Below are 19,661 nucleotides of genomic sequence, written 5' to 3'. Positions count from 1 at the left end.
GAATCTATATTATTTTGCAGAGTAGCAGTTTTAGCGGAACTACGGGCGATCGTCACAGAGAATTTATGAGCGACAAGCAAGCGACACAGCGCCAACATAACATCAAGTGGAAACCAAACCTCCTGCTGGGGATACTCTTGTTAACCTTAGCAATCCCCTTACCCTTTGCCCAAAAGACTTTCGCCCAGCAGCAGCAGACAGCCAGCTTTCGGCAGAAATTATTTCAAACTGCTCTTTATTTCACCCTATATTTTGAGGGCGGATTCAGCAATCACCCAGCCGATAAGGGCGGCAGAACTTATCGGGGCGTCTTGCAAACGGAATACAACGCCTACCGCTACAGTCGTGGGCTTCCGCCCCTCGACGTGACGCAGATGTCGGAAGCAGAGCTCCTAGAAATTTATAAATATTACTGGGATTCGAGCCTATCGGGCACGATGCAGCCGGCTTTGGCGATCGTCATGTTTGACACTGCCGTTAATTTCGGTATTAATAACTCTATTACCTTTCTTCAGCAAGCATTAGGATTGCCGCAAACGGGAGTTTTTGATGCCCGCACCAAGGAAGCGCTAAAAGGAGCGAATAATAGAAATACCGCGTTGCAAATGATTAACGAACGAATTATTTACCGCTACAAACGGGTACAAGAAGACCCGACTCAAATGGCTTTTTTCCGGGGTTGGCTGAGTCGCGATTACAGTTTGTGGGGTTATGTGAACAAGATTAAGAATTAACAGTTAACAGTTAAGCTGTGGAGCGTTTAAAATAGTATTGTATGGTGCAGGAGGGCCTCCGCGTTTCCCTTGCCGGTGGAAGCGATCGAGCCGACGCACCCTACAGGTTTCGTTAGTGGTTTAAATGCTCCACAGGTTAGTCCCTCTCTGCTGGGACGAAAGTTTATGTAGTAGCGGTTTTCAACCGCCGAGTCTTATCTGTTATGCCGATCGCATTTCCCACAGCCACAGCAGCCGATTGACAATGCTAGCGATCTTGTTGCAGAGTGATTCATCCGCTACCATTATCCCTCGATGTACTGAGTAAAAACACTCCGTCTTGCCGATGAATCGGGCGCCAATTTCCGAAATCGAAGGGACAACGAACCAGGAACAAGGAATTTTTTATTAAAATTTACACATACAAAAATTAGTCAATTCTCCCAAATGCCTTCTACATAAGAGCCTTCCACCTTCATTTGACGCTCTATCTAAAGTTAGGTAAAATAATTCATATTTTATGCTTAGCAGCTTTGAGCAAATCTTCAGCAGCTTTGTATCTAAGGCAACAATATCACTAGAGTGTTTATTGTTACCTTTGATACGTAAAAACCAAATAATTAGAGGGAGCGAGAAATTGGAAGTTTTTGAACGATCGCAACAACGGCAAACGCCCTCAACCCGAATGGCTGCAGTCGAGTCTTTTTGCAAAAAAGCGAGTATTGCAGTAATGGCGATCGGCTGTACAGTCATTTTGGGTTGGATATTCGATGTGCAACTCTTAAAAAGCATTCTGCCCGGACTCGTTACCATGAAAGCCAATACTGCGGTATGCTTTATTTTGGGCGGGTTTTCTCTATTCATCCAACAGACTAGGCGCACCAAATTAACAGCAAGAAAGCCTCAAAAAAATTATAAGAAATTGATTTTATTATCCTCATTTTTAATTATATTAATTAGCCTATTAACCCTACTTCAATATAGCTTTAATTTAGACTTAGGCATGGACCAACTGCTATTTAAAGAAAGTTACACATTGACAATTACCGGAACACCAGGACGCATGGCACCGAATACTGCTGGTGCTTTTTTATTGCTGGGAACAGCGCTGCTGCTGCTGTCAGAACGTCGGCCTAAATACCTGCGGATTCAAATCTTAAGCTGTTGTGCATTTTTAATTGCATTTACGGGTTTGATAGGCTATTTCTACGACAAAGCTTTATTTTACCAAATTGGCAATAATACAGGGATGGCTTTGCACACATCCGCAGCATTTATGTTGCTGAGCTGCGGCATTTTATTTGCCAGTCCCGATCGAGGATTGATAGCAGTAATGACGAGCGATCGCGCGGGCGGCATCATGGCGCGGCGCTTGTTGCCACGGGCAATCATTATCCCACCTTTAGTGGGTTATTTCATCCTATTGGGAGATCGGTTACAAGCCTACACGCCGGAGGTAGGGATATCGCTGTTAAGCGTATTGAACGTGATTATTTTTACAGTTCTGATTTGGCAGAATGCCAAAACTCTCTGCAGCGCAGACCGGAAACGCTATCGAGCGGAACTGGGACTGAGAAAAGCTAAATTAGACTTAGAAAATCAAGTTGAGAAACGGACTATCCAACTGCAAATAACCAACGAGCAATTGCAACAGCAAATTTTCGACTCTCAAACAACAAAGCAGGCGCTTCAAAAAAACTACAATCTGTTGATGACAGTAATCAACAGTACGCCCGCAGCCCTATTTGTCAAAGATATTCAGGGCCGTTATCTAATGCTTAATGCTGCGGGAGCCAGTATAATTGGCAAGTCGGTAGACGACATTATCGGCAGAGATGACAGCGAGTTGTTTCCGCCGGAAATTGCGGAAAATATTATAAAAACCGATCGCCCAATTATGGCAGCGGGAACAACGGAAGCGATCGAAGAAGAGCTGCCCGTCAAAGGAAATTTGAGAATATTTCTTTCTACAAAAAGTGCTTACCGGGACGGCTTAGGAAAGATCAGCGGTATAGTTAGCATCGCGCGGGATATTACTGAGAGCAAACAAGCCGAAATCGCCAACAGAAGTTTAGCAGCAATTCTGGAAGCAACCCCGGATTTTGTAGGTATCTACAACCTCGAAGGACGCGCCATTTACATTAACAAAGCCGGCAGAAAAATGGTGGGTATCGGCGAAAACGAAGATATATCCAAGCGAAAAGTTGCAGAATTCACGGCAGCCTCAGCCCGCAGCAATTTGAAACAAGCGATCGCCACCGCTGTTTCCGAGGGCTTTTGGAGTGGAGAAACAGCCTTCGTGTCAGCATCGGGACTCGAACTTCCCGTCAGCCAAGTCCTCATATCCCACTCCGCACCGGGCGGCAAACTCGCATACATTTCGACGATCGCCCGCGACATCAGCGATCGCAAACAAGCTGAACAAGCGCTGCAACTGTCTCAAGCTCGTTTCGCCGGCATTTTAGAAATTGCCGAGGACGCGATTATTTCTGTGGATGCTGACCAAAAAATTATCCTGTTCAACCAAGGTGCAGAACGGATTTTTGGGTGGACTGCTGCTGAGGCGGTCGGGCAATCCTTGAGCCTGCTGTTGCCCGAAGCTTTTGCCACCCCTCACAGTCACCTCGTCAGCAATTTCGGCGGAGGCGTTAAACAAGCCCGAACAATGGGCCACCGCAAAGAAATTTTCGCCCGCCGCCAAGACGGTACGGAATTTCCCGCCGAAGCTTCTATTTCCAAACTCGAAGTGGCAGGCGAAATCATATTCACAACTATTTTGCGCGACGTGACAGCCAGCCGCCAAGCCGAAGAAGCTGTGCGTCTGAGCGAGGAAAGATATCGATCCCTGGCCATGGCTACCGCACAGATGGTTTGGACGACAAACGCTAGCGGAATCTTCGACAAGCCTCAGCCTGATTGGATAGCTTATACGGGCATGAGTTTGAAAGAGAAGGACAACTGGATAGAACCAGTGCACCCAGAAGACCGCGATCGCACAATACAAGCTTGGAAGCGCGCCATAGAAACAAAAAGTCTCTACGAAGTCGAGCACCGCTTGCGAGCTGCAGACGGCAGCTACAGACACTTCTGGGTGCGGGCCGTCCCCCTTTTGGCAGCCGACGGCAGCGTTCGCGAGTGGGTGGGAACTCACACCGATATTAGCGATCGAGTCCAAGTTTTGGAAGCACTCAAGCAGTCGGAGGGACAGTATCGAGTGCAAGCAGCCGAGCTCGAAAAAGCTGTCCACGAGTTGCACCAAGCTCAAACTCAACTAATCCAAACCGAAAAAATCTCTTCTCTCGGCCAGCTAGTCGCCGGCGTCGCCCACGAAATTAACAATCCGATTAACTTCATCTACGGCAACATTACCCACGCCAGCCAATACGCCACAGACTTACTCAGTTTGCTCCATCTTTACCAGGAGAAATACCCAAATCCCGTCCCAGAAATTGTAGAAGCAGCCGAAGATATTGAAGTTGATTACTTAATGGAAGACTTTACGAAGATTTTGGAATCAATGAAAGTTGGAGCCGATCGCATCCGCGACTTAGTTGTATCCTTACGCAACTTTTCCCGACTCGACGAATCGCAGATGAAGCGAGTAGATATTCACGAAGGAATCGAAAGCACTTTGCTAATTTTGCAGCACCGGATCAAAGCTAATGTACTTCGTCCCGCTATTGAGATTATCAAAGAATACAGCAATTTTCCAAAAGTAGAGTGCTATGTAGGTCAGCTCAATCAAGTATTTATGAATCTTTTAGTAAATGCGATCGACGCCCTCGAAGAGTACAACAGCACTCATTCTTCAAAAGAAATATATGCTCGCCACAACCGAATTCGGATTAGCACCAGTGCGAATTCCGAGACAGTAACAATTCGGATTGCCGACAACGGGATGGGAATCAATCAAGAAGTTATTGGCAAGTTGTTCGACCCATTTTTTACTACTAAACCAGTCGGCAAAGGCACAGGCTTGGGACTGTCAATCAGCTATCAGATTATAGTTGAAAAACACCGAGGCAAATTGCGGTGTATTTCCACGCCTGGGGAAGGTGCAGAGTTTGTCATCGAGATTCCCATTTGCCAGGAAGTATCAGCGCTGGCTACCGAAAACACAAAGGAAATGGTCAATCTATTTTAGATTTTAGATTTTAGATTTTAGATTTTAGATTTTAGCATTGACTTGCGCGAGATAAATTCGAGGGGCAAGTTTCTCGGATACAGGTTTTTTATTTCTGGACGGATGAATCACGTGGCGGGTATCCTGGATGCTTTCGGTCATTAGTCATTAGTCATGAGTCATTAGTCATTAGTTTCAGGGCTGATCCATCGGGGGGGCTAGAAACCCGGTTTCTACGAGTTTTGCGTTGAGTGACGAGAAATATAGGAAGAAACCGGGTTTCTGAGGTAGCGAGTGCATCCTGGGCTTGCATTTGGATATCGTAGTCTGAAAACCTGGATTTTCACGAATGCCGGTACTCTCCCTTTCTCGATCGCCCTAAATCGAAATAATTCTTTACAATAAAAAAGTAACAATCCAATTAACCTTGACAAATTCCCTTGAAAATGCCTGTAAACCAACTTTCTCCAACCACAGCCTCGACGCAAACACCGACACTCGACTTTGACATAGCCATCGTCGGAGGGGGCATAGTCGGGGCAACCTTAGCCAGCGCCTTAAAAGATTCTGGATTGAAAATAGCAATAATTGAAACCCAACTCCCCGCAATCGCAGCAGCCAAAAAACAAGCCTATGCAATTACCTTGCTATCAGGAATGATCTTAGAAGGTATCGGCGTGTGGCAGCAAATCTTGCCGCAAATCACCACCTTCGAGCAAATTAGCCTCTGCGACGGCGACTATCCCGGTGTGGTCGAATTCCACCGCCCGGATTTGGGAAATACTGGCAAATTGCCCGTACCAAAAGCAGCTTTAGGTTACGTTGGCGAGCACGGAGTCATGCTGTCAGCTTTGCAAGAATCTTTGGCAAAAAACCCGAATTTTAGTTGGGTTTGTCCGGCGGAAGTAGTCGAGGTAAAATATTTAACCGATTGCGCCGAAATAGAAGTCAAACAAAACGGCGAAACTCGGACAATTCGCACCAAATTATTAGTCGCCGCCGACGGTTCGCGATCGCGCGTCCGCACCGAAGCCAAGATCAGCACTCGCGGCTGGAAATACTGGCAATCCTGCGTTGCTATCACTATTAAAGCAGAAAAACCGCACAATGATATCGCTTTTGAGCGCTTTTGGCCGAGCGGCCCGATGGGAGTTTTACCATTACCGGGGAACCGCTGTCAAGTAGTTTGGACAGCACCTCACGCGGAAGCTAAAGCTTTGCAACAAATGGATGAAAAAGAGTTTTTGACTTTGTTGGAACAGCGCACGGGCGGGCTGTTGGGGCGTTTGGAATTGGAAAGCGATCGCTTTTTGTTTCCCGTGCAGTTAATGCAGAGCGATCGCTACGTTTTGCCCAGATTAGCACTAATTGGCGACGCCGCCCACTGCTGCCATCCCGTCGGCGGCCAGGGATTGAATATGGGCATTCGAGACGCTGGGGCGATCGGCCAAATCTTGCAGCAAGCGCACCAAAAAGGCGAAGACATCGGCGACTTGCGAGTATTGAAACGGTATCACAACTGGAGGAAAAAAGAGAATTTAATCGTGTTAGGATTTACCGATTTTCTAGACAGATTATTTTCCAATACTTGGCTACCAATTGTAGCATTTCGCCGCTTTGGATTGTGGTGTTTGCGGACAATTCCCCCAGTGAGGTTTTTAGCCTTGCGCTTGATGACAGGCTTGATGGGCCGGCCACCGGAATTAGCGAAAAATTAGGACTTACGCACGGGTGGTCAGAAACCGGGTTTTTGCGAGAATACTTCGTTAAAACCCATATAAACTGCCAAAAACCCGGTTTCTTTAGTATTTATGCGTAATTCCTATAGAAGTACAGTTTAACTATTAGCAAAATTCCCCGATGTCTAATCTGGAGAGTGTGAAATATTAAACCCGCTCAAAACGCGCCCCAATAAATGGAAGACTCGCCCTTGGAATTTGTCGCCGCTTTACTAATATTAGATTCTTGATTTTCAGGCTCGGTAGCGGTGACAAGCGATGGTAAAGACCTAATTCGCAACTCGTTTAGCAAACTGTGAATATTACATGGCTCCGCATCGATAATGCTGGCGAGGGGTAGCAAATTTTTAACGGCATATTCCCCAAGCCTAGCGTTAATACTTTCTGCTAAATACGATAGCATAATATATCTGCTAGCACTACTGATAATCTGAAAAATTTTATTAAATTCGTCAAAGTGTTGAGTACCCGGTATATCTGTGGCAATACAGGTTTCATCGCTCAAAAATAAATCTACATTAATTTGACTAGCCGCTGCAACTTGAGCTTTGGTCAACCAGATTAAATCTAAAATTGGTTCCGATTCGCACTCGTGAAAAATCAACCGCTTCAAACCCGATCGCAATTCTGCCGAATTTAAGGTATTTTGCCATTCTAGACACCAATCGCAGCTTTTGGTATTGCGGGCGACTTTTACTGTTTTCGGGCGTTCTCTAGCATCTTTCAACAAAGAAAGACAGCCAACCGATTTAGCAAATTTGACAGAAACTCTATCGTGCAGTATCCGGTTAGAGTCAATATAATCCTTGCGCCAATGCGCGTCGGGGATGAGAACTTTTTCCGCCAAACAAAGCGTGTTGTTAGCGGTAAGAATCGGTATATTGTTAACTGCGACTCCTTGTAATAACTGTTGAGATTCCAGGCGGTAGAGTACCTGAATCGCGCAGTTTTTATCCGCTTCATTTAAAGCATTATTGCCGTACTCTGCTGCTAGTTCTGCCAGGAAGTCTAAGTAGTCTTGTACAGTGGGCGAGATCCTTTGTCCTAATAACTGATAAACTTCGGAATGAGAATTAGAACTAGGTATTGTTGTGCGTCGATTTCCGAAAAAACCAACATCATCTAAAAAAGCGTGTTTGGGCTGCCAAAACTTACCCGTAGACTCATCCCACAGACATTGACGATGAGCAAAACGCTCTTGAATTTGCCGCTTTTGATCTGCCGAAATACCGCCTTTTACCAAAGTATCGTAAAAATACTTGTAAATCGCCTCGACTGATTGCAGTTGTGTATTTTGATTGTTGGATAATTTAATTTGAACTGTCATTTTCCCAAAGTTTTATGATAACATCAAAGTAGTCGATAACGGTATTTGGGTCTACAGGCTCAAAACCCAGTGCCTTTTTGATTTCTACCTTCAGTAAATCCCGCTGAGGACGTGCAAATATAAACTTTTGGCTGGCAACTAAAGGAGCATCTTGAATGAAACACAAGTCTTTAGCGCGGTACAATCTAGGTTCAGGTTTTGCAGCACCGAAATATTGGCTTAACTTTTGAGGATTTCCCTCGACAGGAAGCCAAGGTTTATCTACAAGTGCTTCTGGTAGTGTCTTGTTGCTGTTGGCAAGTCTGATATTTTTGATCGCATCCCAGTTGTCAACGATGTAGTTAAAAATAGCAATGCAGCTATCGGCTACAGCCTCTGCACCCGCTCGATTTGCCCTTTGAATGAGATTGTCAACGCAGGCTAAAATGTCATCAGCATCGGGATTTTGCCTCATTCCTAACTCTGAGAAAAATTTCAGCCAAATTTCAGAATTCTGCGAGTAAAATTCCATGTCTGGAATCACTGCTACATTCCCGATAATGTTTCGGACTACCTCACTAAAAGGATTATAAATCAATTGGGCAGCTCTCAATCTCCTGTCACTACAGCGTACCAGACGTGCCTTTTTAAGCTCTTCCTGGAATCCGAAAGCATTCTCTCCTGCATTTTCTAACTCTTTGCTAGCTTTAGTCAAGTTATCCCTAATCCAAGTTAGTGCGATTAACTGTTCTTCTGGGGAAAAGGAGGCATACTCTGGCAACAAACAGTCACGAATTAGTCGGGCGCGGTTGAGTATTGGTACTTGCAAAAGTTGGAAAAGTGGCAGCCATTCTCGTTTTTGTCCTAAGCGTAAAAGGCGCAAACTACCTGCAATTTCTGGCGGTTCATATCCGTCGCCCGGAAGGTAGACATTTTCACTGTAGAGGTCAACTATTTCGCCGGAAGTTGTTGGATAAATTGGCAGTTGGCGCAGCTTCTTTTTCCGGTTTTCATCGTAATTTATTTGCTCTCGACTTGCCAGGAAATTCAGCAGATATGTATAATGCTTTTCGTTGTAAGGTGGCAAACCTCGATCGCACCGCGAATATACTATGTCTAGGATATCCGGGCCCGTGATACAATAGACTAACTGATTTTTGTGGCGATCGGCAAATTGTGCGATCGCACCCTCAAGTTTTGCCGGTGCTTTGACAAGTGTTGCCCCAAAATATTCTACCGCCGCAATTGTTTCCGCCTCAATTCGATCCCCGCGCAACAAAGGAGTGTCAGCAATTTTCGCTTTGTAAAGCTTGCCATTACTTCCCGGAACCAGTGGCACTTTTGTCAAGGCATCGACTGTTTCTTGCGACAGATGTCTCGGATTTATCTTGTAAAAATAATCATAAACTAGAGTCAACCATTCTGCATTAGGAGGATGCGTTGCATCGGGATTCCAATCAATTTCTGACGCAGTTGAATCCACCAACTTAACCAATTGCTTGGCTACTTCCGCAGCAGTCATGGCTGAGATGCCCTTTAGATTGTATGCAGGCAATAATTTAGTTAAATCTTGGTGGAGAAACCATTCGGGATAACTGACAAATATTTCCCTCTGCGCCTCATCTGCAATGTAGATAGTGCCGATCGCATTATACCCAAATACCTGCAAAGTATTGTCAGCCAGAATAGCAAGTGGCAAACCGCGCAAATCTTGACAATTGTCGCTGAGACAATATCGCAGCATATTCCCAATCCACTGCCGATTTCGCAGGCTTGCTTTCGGTGCATCCGACAGCGCAATCCCTAGGGATTTATTTTCGATTAAATGCTTTCGCAAGTTGGCAGCAGTGAAGGTTGGTAAAGGCAAACCTGCATCTTTAAAAGCTGTTAAAATCGAATCGGGCAATGGCGGATTTGGAAGATCGATATTATCGGCACACAGCGGTGCTAATAACTCGTCCCAACACTTTTTAGATGGTAAATTTTTGACTGTCGGAGGTGTCACCCATCTTGTCTGTGACATTACTGCTCCGGTAATTTTACCCTCATATACAATTTGTTTGACAGCCGATCGCACAACTGGTTTGTGGTACAATAACTGCATCACAAATCCCTGCAATTCTTCCAGAGCTTTGCTGGCAGTAATTTTGCTAATCGGCCAAATTTGGTAAAATTTATCTGATTCAAATACTCCGATATCTTGCACTAAATCGACAATTAAGTTAGCACAAGCATGAGACAAAACGTGGCGCGCTAGTAGCCCATTCCAAATAGCTCTAGGCTTATCTTTTCCCGTTTGTCCGCTGTCGCTACTGAGATTATCCCGCGAACTATTTAAGTTGAAAAAACCGTTGATGTGAACCTGCCAACCAGTTTCGAGAGGAAGCGGCAAAAAACAGTAAACTTTGCCCGAAACAGGCGCCAGATTTCCCTCTGTACTGGCAGCATTAATTCTAGCAGCCGCACCGGCCCAAGGCACGACTTTTTCTTGGCTTTGGTGCATTGCTTCTATGACTTTTGCCAATTCGCCGCCTTCGTCTGTGCGAATTAAACTGACTATTCTCCAAGTTGACTTGATAGTACGATCGCAACTAATCGTTTCTATCTCGTGGCGGTAAGAAACTGAGACTAAACCGTCATGATTGCGGTGGCACAATTCCAGCAACTTGTCGGGGTTATCGGGAATTGCATCAAGGATTTTTTGTCGCGCCGAGCGGACTTCTTGCGGATTTTTGGTAACAATCGCTAGAATTTCTTGCCTAGTTCCTTGACTGTTTGCAGGAATTTCGTATACTCTAATTTCCTGAACAGATTTCAAAAATAGCAAAAGTTCTTCACCCGACTGTCTCAGTTCGTCTAGGAGTTCCTTGACGTTTGATTCAGTAAAAGCTTGTTTGCGAATCTCGCTATTTTTTGCGCTTTCCGTTGTTCGCAGAGGCAGCCGAAATAGAGTACCTTGAAAGTTTGTATCTCCAACGGGCAATCCTCCCGCTGCATAGACTTGCATAAAATCGGGATATTTTTGGTACCATTTAGCCTCTGCCAAATTCCACTCGCGCCCAGGTTCTTGCCGAGAAGTGCCGGGAATAGCTGCACCGTGAGGGTCAAAAAAAATGATGCGATCGCGCGACACGAAACTGGGAAAATCTGTAACGTGATAAATTGCATTAAACCCAACACCAAACCTACCCGTTTTCTGCAAGTCTCGCGCTTTTTCGCTTTGTCCCAAGCTGCGAATGCTGTCAAAATCTTTGTCTGCAAACACGCTATCGTTGTAGACTAACATCGCCGGCCCCATTAGCAGTACCATGCGATCGTCCGGCAATGATTTGACGTGATGGTTCCGCCAATCAAGGGTTATTTCTACCCGCGCTGCTTTCGCATCGTCAGCATTTTGAATTAATTCTTTGAGAATCCCCACACCTTCGGGATAATCTCGGATAATTCCCCTCAATCGGGCGATTAAAGGTTCTGATTGATAGAAAGATTTTCCCTCAACTTCGCTGTTGCTGTAAGCCATAGATGTTCAGACGGCAGGAATTTTCATGCGAGCGCGGGTGTTCGCTCTCTACCCATACTATAACTGATAAATTAATTCATTCTTTAACAACTTCCATCAACTCCTCAATCAAAACATCGAGGGTGCGAGCTATCTTTTGAATGGATGTGATATCAACCGTTGCTAGTCCTTCCGATCGCGCATAGTGCCTGACTGTGCTGTACGGAACCTCGGATCGATCGGCAACATCCTTTAGCGTCCATCCTTTTTCATCAGCCAACTCTCGGATTCGGAACCTAACTAACCCCATTCTACTTGACAAACGATAACTACAGCACTTTCCAGGTAAGTGAAGTACAGAGAAACCGGGTTTCTTTAATAAAACCGGTTTCTGGCGAGAAATCCAGAAGAAACCCGGTTTCTGGGGTGTACTTTATAAACCTGGAATCCGCTGTATCTATGTTTTTAATTCAAACACAATAGTCGATCGACAGTTAAAGAGTATTTTGTATAGTGCGGATCTGTCAGAAGTCCGCGCGTGCGAAGCTATCCCGTAGGGAATCGCACTTAAAGATATCTGATGAATCCGCACCCTACCGTACTCGCCCACAAATCAAAGAAACCGGGTTTTTCAGCAAATCTTCGCCTGTAACCAAATATTCTCGCAAAAACCCGGTTTCTGCCCACCCACCCATCAAATATAAAACAACTGCCGACAGCCAAAACCGTCAACAGTTGTTCTATATATTCAATGCGGATGGCGAGACTCGAACTCGCAAGGACATATTGCCACACGCACCTCAAGCGTGCGCGTATACCAATTCCGCCACATCCGCTCTTTCTGGCAATCTCCGGGATTTTTGCGTTACCAGTTAAAGATTCACAGGTTGAGGTTCCTGACATTTAACTCGTAACTTGCCCTTTGACACCGCCGATTTACAATCATAGCACCACTACCAGCAAAATGTAAAATAAATTTTTGTGAACAATTTCTGGAAAACGATTATCCAGAACATACCGAAAGGCATTATTGTACAGAATATTGAGTGAATTAAGCAGCGAAGATGGGGTTCTCGAAAATTTTAATCGCTAATCGGGGAGAAATAGCTCTCCGCATATTGCGGACCTGCGAGGAAATGGGGATTGCCACGGTCGCCGTACACTCCACCGTAGATAAACACGCCCTGCACGTCCAGTTGGCAGACGAAGCCGTTTGCATCGGGCCCCCCACCAGCAGCAAAAGCTATTTAAACATCCCCAACATCATCGCGGCTGCACTGACGCGCAACGCCGCAGCCATTCACCCCGGTTACGGCTTCCTCGCCGAAAACGCCCGATTTGCCGAAATCTGCGCTGACCATCAAATTACCTTCATCGGGCCGTCTCCGGCAGCAATGCGGGCGATGGGCGACAAATCCACCGCCAAAGAAACTATGCAGCGGGTGAAAGTCCCCACAGTTCCCGGTAGCGACGGATTGCTGGCGGACGATCGCGAAGCTTTGTCGATCGCCCGCGACATCGGCTATCCTGTGATGATCAAAGCCACCGCCGGCGGTGGAGGCCGCGGCATGAGGCTAGTGAGAGAACCCTCGGAACTCCCCAAACTATTCTCAGCAGCCCAAGGCGAAGCCGACGCAGCCTTCGGCAACCCCGGACTTTACCTCGAAAAATTCATCGAAAAACCCCGGCACATCGAAATCCAAATCCTTGCCGACAACTACGGTAACGTCATCCACCTCGGTGAGAGAGATTGTTCGATTCAGCGCCGACACCAGAAACTCCTCGAAGAAGCCCCCAGCCCCGCCCTCAGCCAGAAACTGCGAGATCAAATGGGTCACGCCGCCATTGCCGCCGCCAAATCCATCAACTACACGGGTGCGGGCACTGTCGAATTTCTGCTTGACAAATCGGGCAAGTTCTACTTCATGGAAATGAACACCCGCATCCAAGTAGAACATCCCGTCACCGAGATGATTACAGGCCTCGACTTGATAGCCGAACAAATCCGCATCGCCCAAGGAGAAAAACTGCAAATCAAGCAAAACCAAGTCATTCTCAACGGCCACGCGATCGAGTGCCGCATCAACGCCGAAGATCCCGATCGCAATTTCCGACCCCACCCCGGCATAATCAGCGGTTATTTGCCTCCCGGTGGCCCCGGCGTGCGGATGGACTCTCACGTCTACACCGATTACGAAATACCCGCTTACTACGATTCTTTAATCGGTAAAGTAATTGTATGGGGGCGCGATCGACCGACAGCCATCCGCAGGATGAAACGGGCATTGCGGGAATGCGCTATCACCGGCGTTCCTACCACCCTGGGCTTTCACCAAAAAATCCTCGATTCCCCCGAGTTTCTCAGCGGCGAAGTTTACACGAATTTCGTCGAACAGTTCTTGAACCAAAATAGTCATTAGTCAATCGATTTTGGATTTTAGATTTTGGATTTTGGATTGAAAGATTGAAGAAAGCAACCCCACGGATCGATCCGGGGGTTTTTACCAAGCCTGCTTTCAGTCAACAGTCAACAGTCAACCCCCAACAGTCAACAGTCAACCGCCAACTTCTACATCATCATTGTCAGCAGCCCTTGCTGGCCGAGAATCATTTCTCGCAGCAAGCTACAGATACCCACCCAAATAATCGGCGTAATGTCCACCCCGCCGATCGGCGGTACAATCTTTCTAGTTATGGCTAAAAAAGGTTCCGTGGGCCAAGCAATCAGACTCAACGGCAATTTGCTCAGGTTCACCTCGGGATACCAAGTCAGAACGATCCGAAAAATAAACAGCAAAGTCATCACGACTAGGACAGAGCCCAGAATCCAACTTGCAACGGTAATACCAGTCATGGGTCTTATCTCGAAATCTTAAGTTTTGTTAAGTCTGCCATTCATAATTTTAACCGTTTCACAGGTGCGATCGAAAGTATAAAATTAATAAAAATCAAATTGTTGTAACAAAGGCTTGGAATCTATGACTCCTTCTCTCGCGAACTTTTTGTACAGCCTGCTGGTGGGCGTGGTGGTAGTAGTGCTTCCAGCAACGATCGCCCTGATCTTCATCAGCCAAAAAGACAAAATCAAGCGCACCTAAAAAGTCAGCGGGTTTCTAAGTCCGGCGCTGCAAGTCAATTTTCGGCTACACGTCGGGCATTTCCCCGATGCGAGAAACCTCGGCTGCCAGCAACTGTCAAGGCAAAACCTTCAGTTGACTGCCAAGCTGAGGTTTTTTCCCGTTAAACTCATTATTATACTGACTTCCCAAGCTGAAACCCTGACCGGACTCTGCCCCAGAAAGCACCGTCGGGCTGACAGACTTAATGATAGATGTAAAATCTAACTCGCTAACATAGGAAAGACATAGGAGATAGGCTAATGGTCAATTTAGGATTGAACTGGAGCAGCCTGTTAGGGATTATCCTAGCAGTAGCAGGGGCAGGACTGTATTTTCTGCGATCGTGGCGTCCCAAACTAGCCCGAGACCACGATATTTTTTTTGCAGCAGTCGGCTTGCTGTGCGGCGGTATTCTGTTATTTCAAGGATGGCGGCTTGACCCAATTCTGGCATTCGGTCAATTTCTGTTGACTGGTTCCGCCATATTTTTTGCAGCAGAAAGCATTAAGCTGCGAGGAGCGACCACAGCCCAAGCCAAAAGTCGCGCCCAATACGTAGATGAAGACCGACCGGTCAGCAACGCCTACGGTTACGACGGCTACGATGCCGACATGGAACAGCTAGAACCAGAGGAAGACTATCCGCAGCGTCCCCGGATCAGAGGCAGCCAAGACTACCGTTCTTCTCGGGAAGCCTACGACGACGAACCCCGCCGCCGCCCCTCGAATCGCAACGGCAGCGTTAATACCGGACGGCCCGATTCGGGCGATCGAGCCTCGCGCAAACGTCCCTCTCGCCCAGAAGCCCCGCCAACCCAAGAGTCAGACAACTGGGACGTTTCAGACAACCCCGAAGAAAGACCGACCCGCAGCCGCAGCAGTCGCCCCCCTGCTTCGGAAAACCGCAGTTCCGATACGCCGCCGAGAACCAAAAAACCCCGTCCTACGGAATCATCCAGGTCTCGCCCCAGCAACCGCGACGTGGAAGCACCGCCGTCAGACTACGTGGAGTATCGACCTGTAGAATACCCGGAAGACCAACCGGATAATTCCCCCAGTTTCGACAAATAGGCAAACACTAAGTAGATGGGTGAAACTAAACTTTTCTCGTACCCGTCGGCAAAAAAATAAGTTGCGTTTATTGATGCCCATCTACTTATTTTTCAGATATTAAAGTGATTCAAAAGACTGTAAATTGCGAGGGTGAAAACCCATACCAACGGAGATATACACAAAGAAAAGCTAATTTTTTTTGAATTTTTTTTTGACAATCAAGCATCCAGGATACAAGCCCCCAGATTCATTCCGAAAGCAGACTCAGGACCCAGAAATAAAAAACCTGTATCCGAGAAACTTGCCCCCCGAATTTATTTCGCGCAAGTCAATGCTTCAATTCTAAAATCTAAAATCTAAAATCTAAAATCTAAAATCTAAAATCGATTGGCCTACCGAATCTGTGGAACTAATCGACAGCATAATAATCTAAATATAAAATCCCAAATATTAAATCAGCAAGATGCCATTACTCGAAATAGGAGATCCGGCTCCCTGGTTTTCCGTTCCTTCTACAAATAACCCCTTATTTCATTTCCCGACTGTTGGCGGCCGGCGAGTCGTGCTGTTTTTCTTTGCCAGCACAGCTTTTGAACAAATCCAAGTTATCCTCAAAAGCTTTCAAGAGCTTTCAGAGGAATTCCAAAGCTTGCAAGTACCGCGGTTTGGAGTGAGCGTTGACCCAGCAGACAAAGAACAAAACAGACCAACCACAATTGCTCCGTCATTCCTTTTTTTCTGGGACTTGGATAAAAAAGTCAGCCAGCAGTACGGTGTTTTCCGAGATGTCGAAGAAAATGGAGTTGCCGGAGTTTACTATGCACCACAAACTTTTGTTCTCAACGAAAACCTTCAGGTAATTAATATTTTGCCGATGGGCGAACCGCACCAACACGCCCAGCAAGTATTAGATTTTCTCAAAAGTTTGCCCCCAATTGAGGAAGCCCGAGCAGCCACTCGCCACGCCCCGGTGTTGGTAATTCCTAACGTTTTGGACAAAGCATCTTGTCGCAGTTTAATCGATATCTACAAAGCTCACGGTGGCAGTCCTTCCGGCTTTATGAGGCAAATAGGCGGGAAAACAGTTGGTCTGCACGACGACACTTTCAAGAAGCGCCGAGATTTCTTTATTGAAGACCCGAAGTTACAGCAGCGATTGAGTGCGATTATTTGGCGCCGGGTGCGGCCGGAAGTAGAAAAAGCTTTTCAGTTTACAATCACTAGGTTTGAGCGCTATTTGGTGGGCTGTTACGATGCTGACAGCGGCGGTTATTTTCGGCCGCACCGGGACAACACTAGCAAAGCTACGCTCCACCGCAGGTTTGCGATGACGCTAAACTTGAATGTGGGAGAGTACACGGGGGGATTTTTACGGTTTCCAGAGTACGCGCCACACGGTTATAAAGGCGATTCTGGCACGGCGATTATTTTTTCGTGTTCTTTGCTGCATGAAGCGACGCCGGTGATTAGCGGCCAGCGTTTTGCTTTGCTGTCTTTTTTCTACGGCAATCAGGATGCCGAGGTACGACAAGCTAATTTTAAGTATTTAGCTGCTGATTCAGATTCCCGAATTGGAGAACCGGCGTAAGGAATGTCACTACCGTGGTGCAAGTCCTAAAATAATTAGAGAAGGTAGTTAGCGGTTAGCCACAAAACCTAATTCCTAGCTACCGATCGCTAAATACTAATCGATCGCCATGAATTTCAAACTTCTAAGTTTAGCAGTATCGGGAATTTTAACGGTTGGGGTTGCAGCCAGCGCCAGTGCGGTTGTTACCACATCCCCTGGGCGGCAATCAACAGATTTAACGGAATTTAACTCGGTGCATTCCCAGGGTGCGATCGCCCAAACTGTCGAAGAACAAACCAATATTCGGGTCTACGAAAAGGCTAGTCCGGCGGTTGTTACAGTCGATACAGATAAATCTAACGGCAGTGGCACAATTATCAGCCCCGACGGCATGGTGTTAACGAACGCCCACGTTGTTTCGGCAGGCGGTACCGTCAATATCATTTTGTCAGACGGCAGAAAACTTGTCGCCGATGTCATCGGATTCGGCGAAGACGGTCTAGACTTAGCCGTGCTGAAGATTCGCGGTCAAAACAATTTGCCCACTATTCCTTTAGCCCGTCCCGGTTCGGTGAAAGTCGGGCAACAAGCATTTGCGATCGGCAATCCCTTCGGTCAATTTCAAGGTACTTTTACAGTCGGAATCGTCAGCCGCATCGACCAGCAGCGGGGCTTAATTCAAACCGACGCCGCCATCAATCCCGGCAATTCAGGAGGCCCACTGCTCAACAGTTCAGGAGAATTAATCGGCGTCAATACTTCTATTTTTACTCGCGGTCGGGGCGGTGGCAGTATCGGTATCGGTTTTGCAATTTCCGCAGACAAATTACCCGCTTTCCTGACAGCGGTGCGAGAAGGGCGAGCTCCCCGCGCGGCTCAAGCCCGATCGCCCTTTGGTGGCAACCAATCACCTCAAAAAGTTACGTTAAACGGGCCCCCCGTCAGCGGCCTCCTCACCGACAAGTCTAGCGTTCTGCCCACCGACAACAGCTTTTTTGACCTCTACTCATTTGACGGAAAAGCGGGCCAGCAAATCACAATAGAAATGAAAAGTCAAGAGATTGACCCTTATTTAATTTTGCTCGGCCCCAACCAGCGCGAAATCGCGCAAGACGATGACGGGGCCGGGAATAAAAACGCCAGAATTACAGTCAGGCTGCCAGCAGACGGGACTTACACGTTAGTTGCAAATTCCTACCAAGCTAGGCAGTCAGGGGCTTATACGTTAGAGCTGAAAGCGAGTGCTCCTACCGCGCCTTCTCGGGCGATTTTGCAAGAAGAAGGTGCTTTAGTCGCAGGCGGCCCAGTATTGCCGTCTGACAACAGTCTGTATCGAGAGTATACTTTTGAAGGTCGATCGGGTCAGTCTGTCACCATTTCCCTCGAAAGTACAGATTTCGATCCCTATGTGGCGATCTTTGGCCCTAACGGCCGATTAGTGGCAGAAAATGACGATGGAAGCGATTCGACTAAAAATTCGTTTCTGACCGTTACGTTGCCCGCTACGGGTCGCTATCGCGTAATTGTCAATGCTTACGATGCTTCGGGCCGGGGTCGTTACACTCTAACTGTCCGGTGAAAATTGAAAATTCGGAACTGGGAATTGGGAATCGGGAATTGGGCAAACAGGGCATTGGTAATTGGTAGCATCTAAGGAATGAGAATTAAATAACTTACAATCTTTATTGTTCTTGTGGCATGGGCGTCCCGCCCGTGCATAAAGGACGGGCGGGACGCCCATCCCACTTTCAAGAGTGTAAATTATTTAATTTGCGATCCTAACAAATAACTAATGACTACTGACTAATGACTACTGACTTCTTCCTTCTTCCTCCGTTACAAATCGAGGTAATTCATGCGTCAAGTTAGATTTTGGGCGATCGCGCCAATTGCTCTGGTAGCTACTTTTTCTGGCAAGCCGGCTCTCTCCCTGTCACTTTCAAATTCAGGTGTTGCTAACAGCAGTTCCACCCTTATTTCAGCAGAATTTCCTCAAAACTTAACTGATGCGAAGACTGCTGACAAGGCGGTTTTAGCTCAAGCAAGCCCCAACCCGTCCCCATCGCCACAAAGTTCGCCAACTCAGACCCCAACTGTAGAACCTCCGCCGACTCCTGATGCGGGTGCATCTAAAGTCATTTTAGAGCAAAACGGAGAACTCAGCCCTGCTAAGTCTTCTGTACTTCCCTCAGACAGCAGTTTGTACGACGAGTATACCTTTGAAGGCACTCAGGGTCAGAAACTGGTTATTACCGTAGAAAGTACCGAGTTTGATACTTATCTCGCTATTTTCAACTCCCAGGGCGAGCTACTTGGAGAAAATGATGATGTCACGCAGCAAAATTCCAATTCTGAACTTACTGTTACCTTGTCTGCAAACGGTCGCTATCGCGTCATTGTCAATGCTTACGATCCGCCTCCAAAAGGTAGAGGCAAGTACAGTTTGACCGTCCGCGAAACAACTGGAAATTAGTTTGAACGAAACTTCGGAGTCAGGGCACGGCATTGCCGTGTCCCTATAATTCAAGGACGATCGCACT

At 46.8% G+C, this 19,661-nt stretch carries 13 protein-coding genes and 1 tRNA gene; 9 read left to right on the top strand and 5 right to left on the bottom strand.

Annotation, left to right across the window (positions count from 1 at the left end; translation table 11 throughout):
• Window positions 1-65 precede the first annotated feature (65 nt).
• The 3 genes from QUB39_RS01895 (at window position 66) to QUB39_RS01885 (ending at window position 6,554) form a co-directional block, all read left to right on the top strand.
• Window positions 66-734 (top strand): glycoside hydrolase family 108 protein, encoded by a 669-nt coding sequence (locus QUB39_RS01895; protein WP_006634869.1) that lies wholly within the window; start codon window positions 66-68, stop codon window positions 732-734.
• A gap of 616 nt (window positions 735-1,350) precedes the next feature.
• Window positions 1,351-4,857 (top strand): PAS domain S-box protein, encoded by a 3,507-nt coding sequence (locus tag QUB39_RS01890; RefSeq protein WP_333207719.1) that lies wholly within the window; start codon window positions 1,351-1,353, stop codon window positions 4,855-4,857.
• A 425-nt stretch (window positions 4,858-5,282) separates the two neighbouring features.
• Window positions 5,283-6,554, top strand: a complete 1,272-nt coding sequence (locus tag QUB39_RS01885) for an FAD-dependent hydroxylase (protein WP_333051911.1) — start codon at window positions 5,283-5,285, stop codon at window positions 6,552-6,554.
• A 178-nt stretch (window positions 6,555-6,732) separates the two neighbouring features.
• Here QUB39_RS01885 and QUB39_RS01880 read toward each other — a convergent pair whose 3' ends face one another.
• From QUB39_RS01880 to QUB39_RS01865, 4 genes are all read right to left on the bottom strand, one after another.
• Complete coding sequence (locus QUB39_RS01880) at window positions 6,733-7,902, bottom strand: hypothetical protein (protein WP_333051908.1); 1,170 nt, start codon at window positions 7,900-7,902, stop codon at window positions 6,733-6,735.
• Window positions 7,886-11,401 carry a sacsin N-terminal ATP-binding-like domain-containing protein gene (locus tag QUB39_RS01875; RefSeq protein ID WP_333051906.1) on the bottom strand — a complete coding sequence of 1,172 codons (3,516 nt, stop codon included), beginning with the start codon at window positions 11,399-11,401 and terminating at the stop codon, window positions 7,886-7,888. Before QUB39_RS01875 ends, QUB39_RS01880 begins: the two co-directional genes overlap by 17 nt.
• Before the next feature lie 76 nt (window positions 11,402-11,477).
• Window positions 11,478-11,690, bottom strand: coding sequence for a helix-turn-helix domain-containing protein (locus QUB39_RS01870; protein WP_006634859.1), 213 nt, complete (start codon window positions 11,688-11,690; stop codon window positions 11,478-11,480).
• 442 nt (window positions 11,691-12,132) lie between these two features.
• Window positions 12,133-12,216 (bottom strand) — tRNA-Leu (locus QUB39_RS01865).
• A 228-nt stretch (window positions 12,217-12,444) separates the two neighbouring features.
• Here QUB39_RS01865 and accC point away from each other — a divergent pair.
• Window positions 12,445-13,800: an acetyl-CoA carboxylase biotin carboxylase subunit gene (gene accC, locus QUB39_RS01860; RefSeq protein ID WP_333051901.1), complete on the top strand. Its 1,356-nt coding sequence runs from the start codon at window positions 12,445-12,447 to the stop codon at window positions 13,798-13,800.
• Between the two features lie 149 nt (window positions 13,801-13,949).
• On the opposite strand, the gene QUB39_RS01855 is transcribed toward accC, so the two are convergent.
• Window positions 13,950-14,234 carry a YggT family protein gene (locus tag QUB39_RS01855; RefSeq protein WP_333051898.1) on the bottom strand — a complete coding sequence of 95 codons (285 nt, stop codon included), beginning with the start codon at window positions 14,232-14,234 and terminating at the stop codon, window positions 13,950-13,952.
• A 124-nt stretch (window positions 14,235-14,358) separates the two neighbouring features.
• On the opposite strand from QUB39_RS01855, the gene psbX reads away from it, so the two are divergent.
• From psbX to QUB39_RS01830, 5 genes are all read left to right on the top strand, one after another.
• Window positions 14,359-14,478, top strand: coding sequence for a photosystem II reaction center X protein (psbX, locus tag QUB39_RS01850; protein ID WP_333051895.1), 120 nt, complete (start codon window positions 14,359-14,361; stop codon window positions 14,476-14,478).
• Between the two features lie 281 nt (window positions 14,479-14,759).
• Window positions 14,760-15,569 (top strand): Ycf66 family protein, encoded by an 810-nt coding sequence (locus QUB39_RS01845; RefSeq protein ID WP_333315062.1) that lies wholly within the window; start codon window positions 14,760-14,762, stop codon window positions 15,567-15,569.
• A gap of 445 nt (window positions 15,570-16,014) precedes the next feature.
• Complete coding sequence (locus tag QUB39_RS01840) at window positions 16,015-17,139, top strand: redoxin domain-containing protein (RefSeq protein WP_333207717.1); 1,125 nt, start codon at window positions 16,015-16,017, stop codon at window positions 17,137-17,139.
• A 109-nt stretch (window positions 17,140-17,248) separates the two neighbouring features.
• A complete protein-coding gene (locus QUB39_RS01835; RefSeq protein ID WP_333051888.1) occupies window positions 17,249-18,700 on the top strand; it encodes a trypsin-like peptidase domain-containing protein in 1,452 nt (483 codons plus the stop codon).
• 276 nt (window positions 18,701-18,976) lie between these two features.
• Window positions 18,977-19,594 (top strand): pre-peptidase C-terminal domain-containing protein, encoded by a 618-nt coding sequence (locus QUB39_RS01830; RefSeq protein WP_333051885.1) that lies wholly within the window; start codon window positions 18,977-18,979, stop codon window positions 19,592-19,594.
• Window positions 19,595-19,661 lie beyond the last annotated feature (67 nt).

Source organism: Microcoleus sp. AT8-B5 (assembly GCF_036705565.1).
Classification (GTDB): domain Bacteria; phylum Cyanobacteriota; class Cyanobacteriia; order Cyanobacteriales; family Microcoleaceae; genus Microcoleus.
Note: the sequence above shows the minus strand (reverse complement) of the source record. Positions and strands in the feature narration are given on the sequence as shown.

What these genes read in the sequence shown, in the direction of transcription:
- QUB39_RS01845 (WP_333315062.1), top strand. Translation starts at nt 14,760, where the DNA reads ATGGTCAATTTAGGATTGAACTGGAGCAGCCTGTTAGGGATTATCCTA.
- psbX (WP_333051895.1), top strand. Translation starts at nt 14,359, where the DNA reads ATGACTCCTTCTCTCGCGAACTTTTTGTACAGCCTGCTGGTGGGCGTG.
- QUB39_RS01855 (WP_333051898.1), bottom strand. Translation starts at nt 14,234, where the DNA reads ATGACTGGTATTACCGTTGCAAGTTGGATTCTGGGCTCTGTCCTAGTC.
- QUB39_RS01885 (WP_333051911.1), top strand. Translation starts at nt 5,283, where the DNA reads ATGCCTGTAAACCAACTTTCTCCAACCACAGCCTCGACGCAAACACCG.
- QUB39_RS01880 (WP_333051908.1), bottom strand. Translation starts at nt 7,902, where the DNA reads ATGACAGTTCAAATTAAATTATCCAACAATCAAAATACACAACTGCAA.
- accC (WP_333051901.1), top strand. Translation starts at nt 12,445, where the DNA reads ATGGGGTTCTCGAAAATTTTAATCGCTAATCGGGGAGAAATAGCTCTC.
- QUB39_RS01835 (WP_333051888.1), top strand. Translation starts at nt 17,249, where the DNA reads ATGAATTTCAAACTTCTAAGTTTAGCAGTATCGGGAATTTTAACGGTT.
- QUB39_RS01875 (WP_333051906.1), bottom strand. Translation starts at nt 11,401, where the DNA reads ATGGCTTACAGCAACAGCGAAGTTGAGGGAAAATCTTTCTATCAATCA.
- QUB39_RS01870 (WP_006634859.1), bottom strand. Translation starts at nt 11,690, where the DNA reads ATGGGGTTAGTTAGGTTCCGAATCCGAGAGTTGGCTGATGAAAAAGGA.
- QUB39_RS01895 (WP_006634869.1), top strand. Translation starts at nt 66, where the DNA reads ATGAGCGACAAGCAAGCGACACAGCGCCAACATAACATCAAGTGGAAA.
- QUB39_RS01840 (WP_333207717.1), top strand. Translation starts at nt 16,015, where the DNA reads ATGCCATTACTCGAAATAGGAGATCCGGCTCCCTGGTTTTCCGTTCCT.
- QUB39_RS01830 (WP_333051885.1), top strand. Translation starts at nt 18,977, where the DNA reads ATGCGTCAAGTTAGATTTTGGGCGATCGCGCCAATTGCTCTGGTAGCT.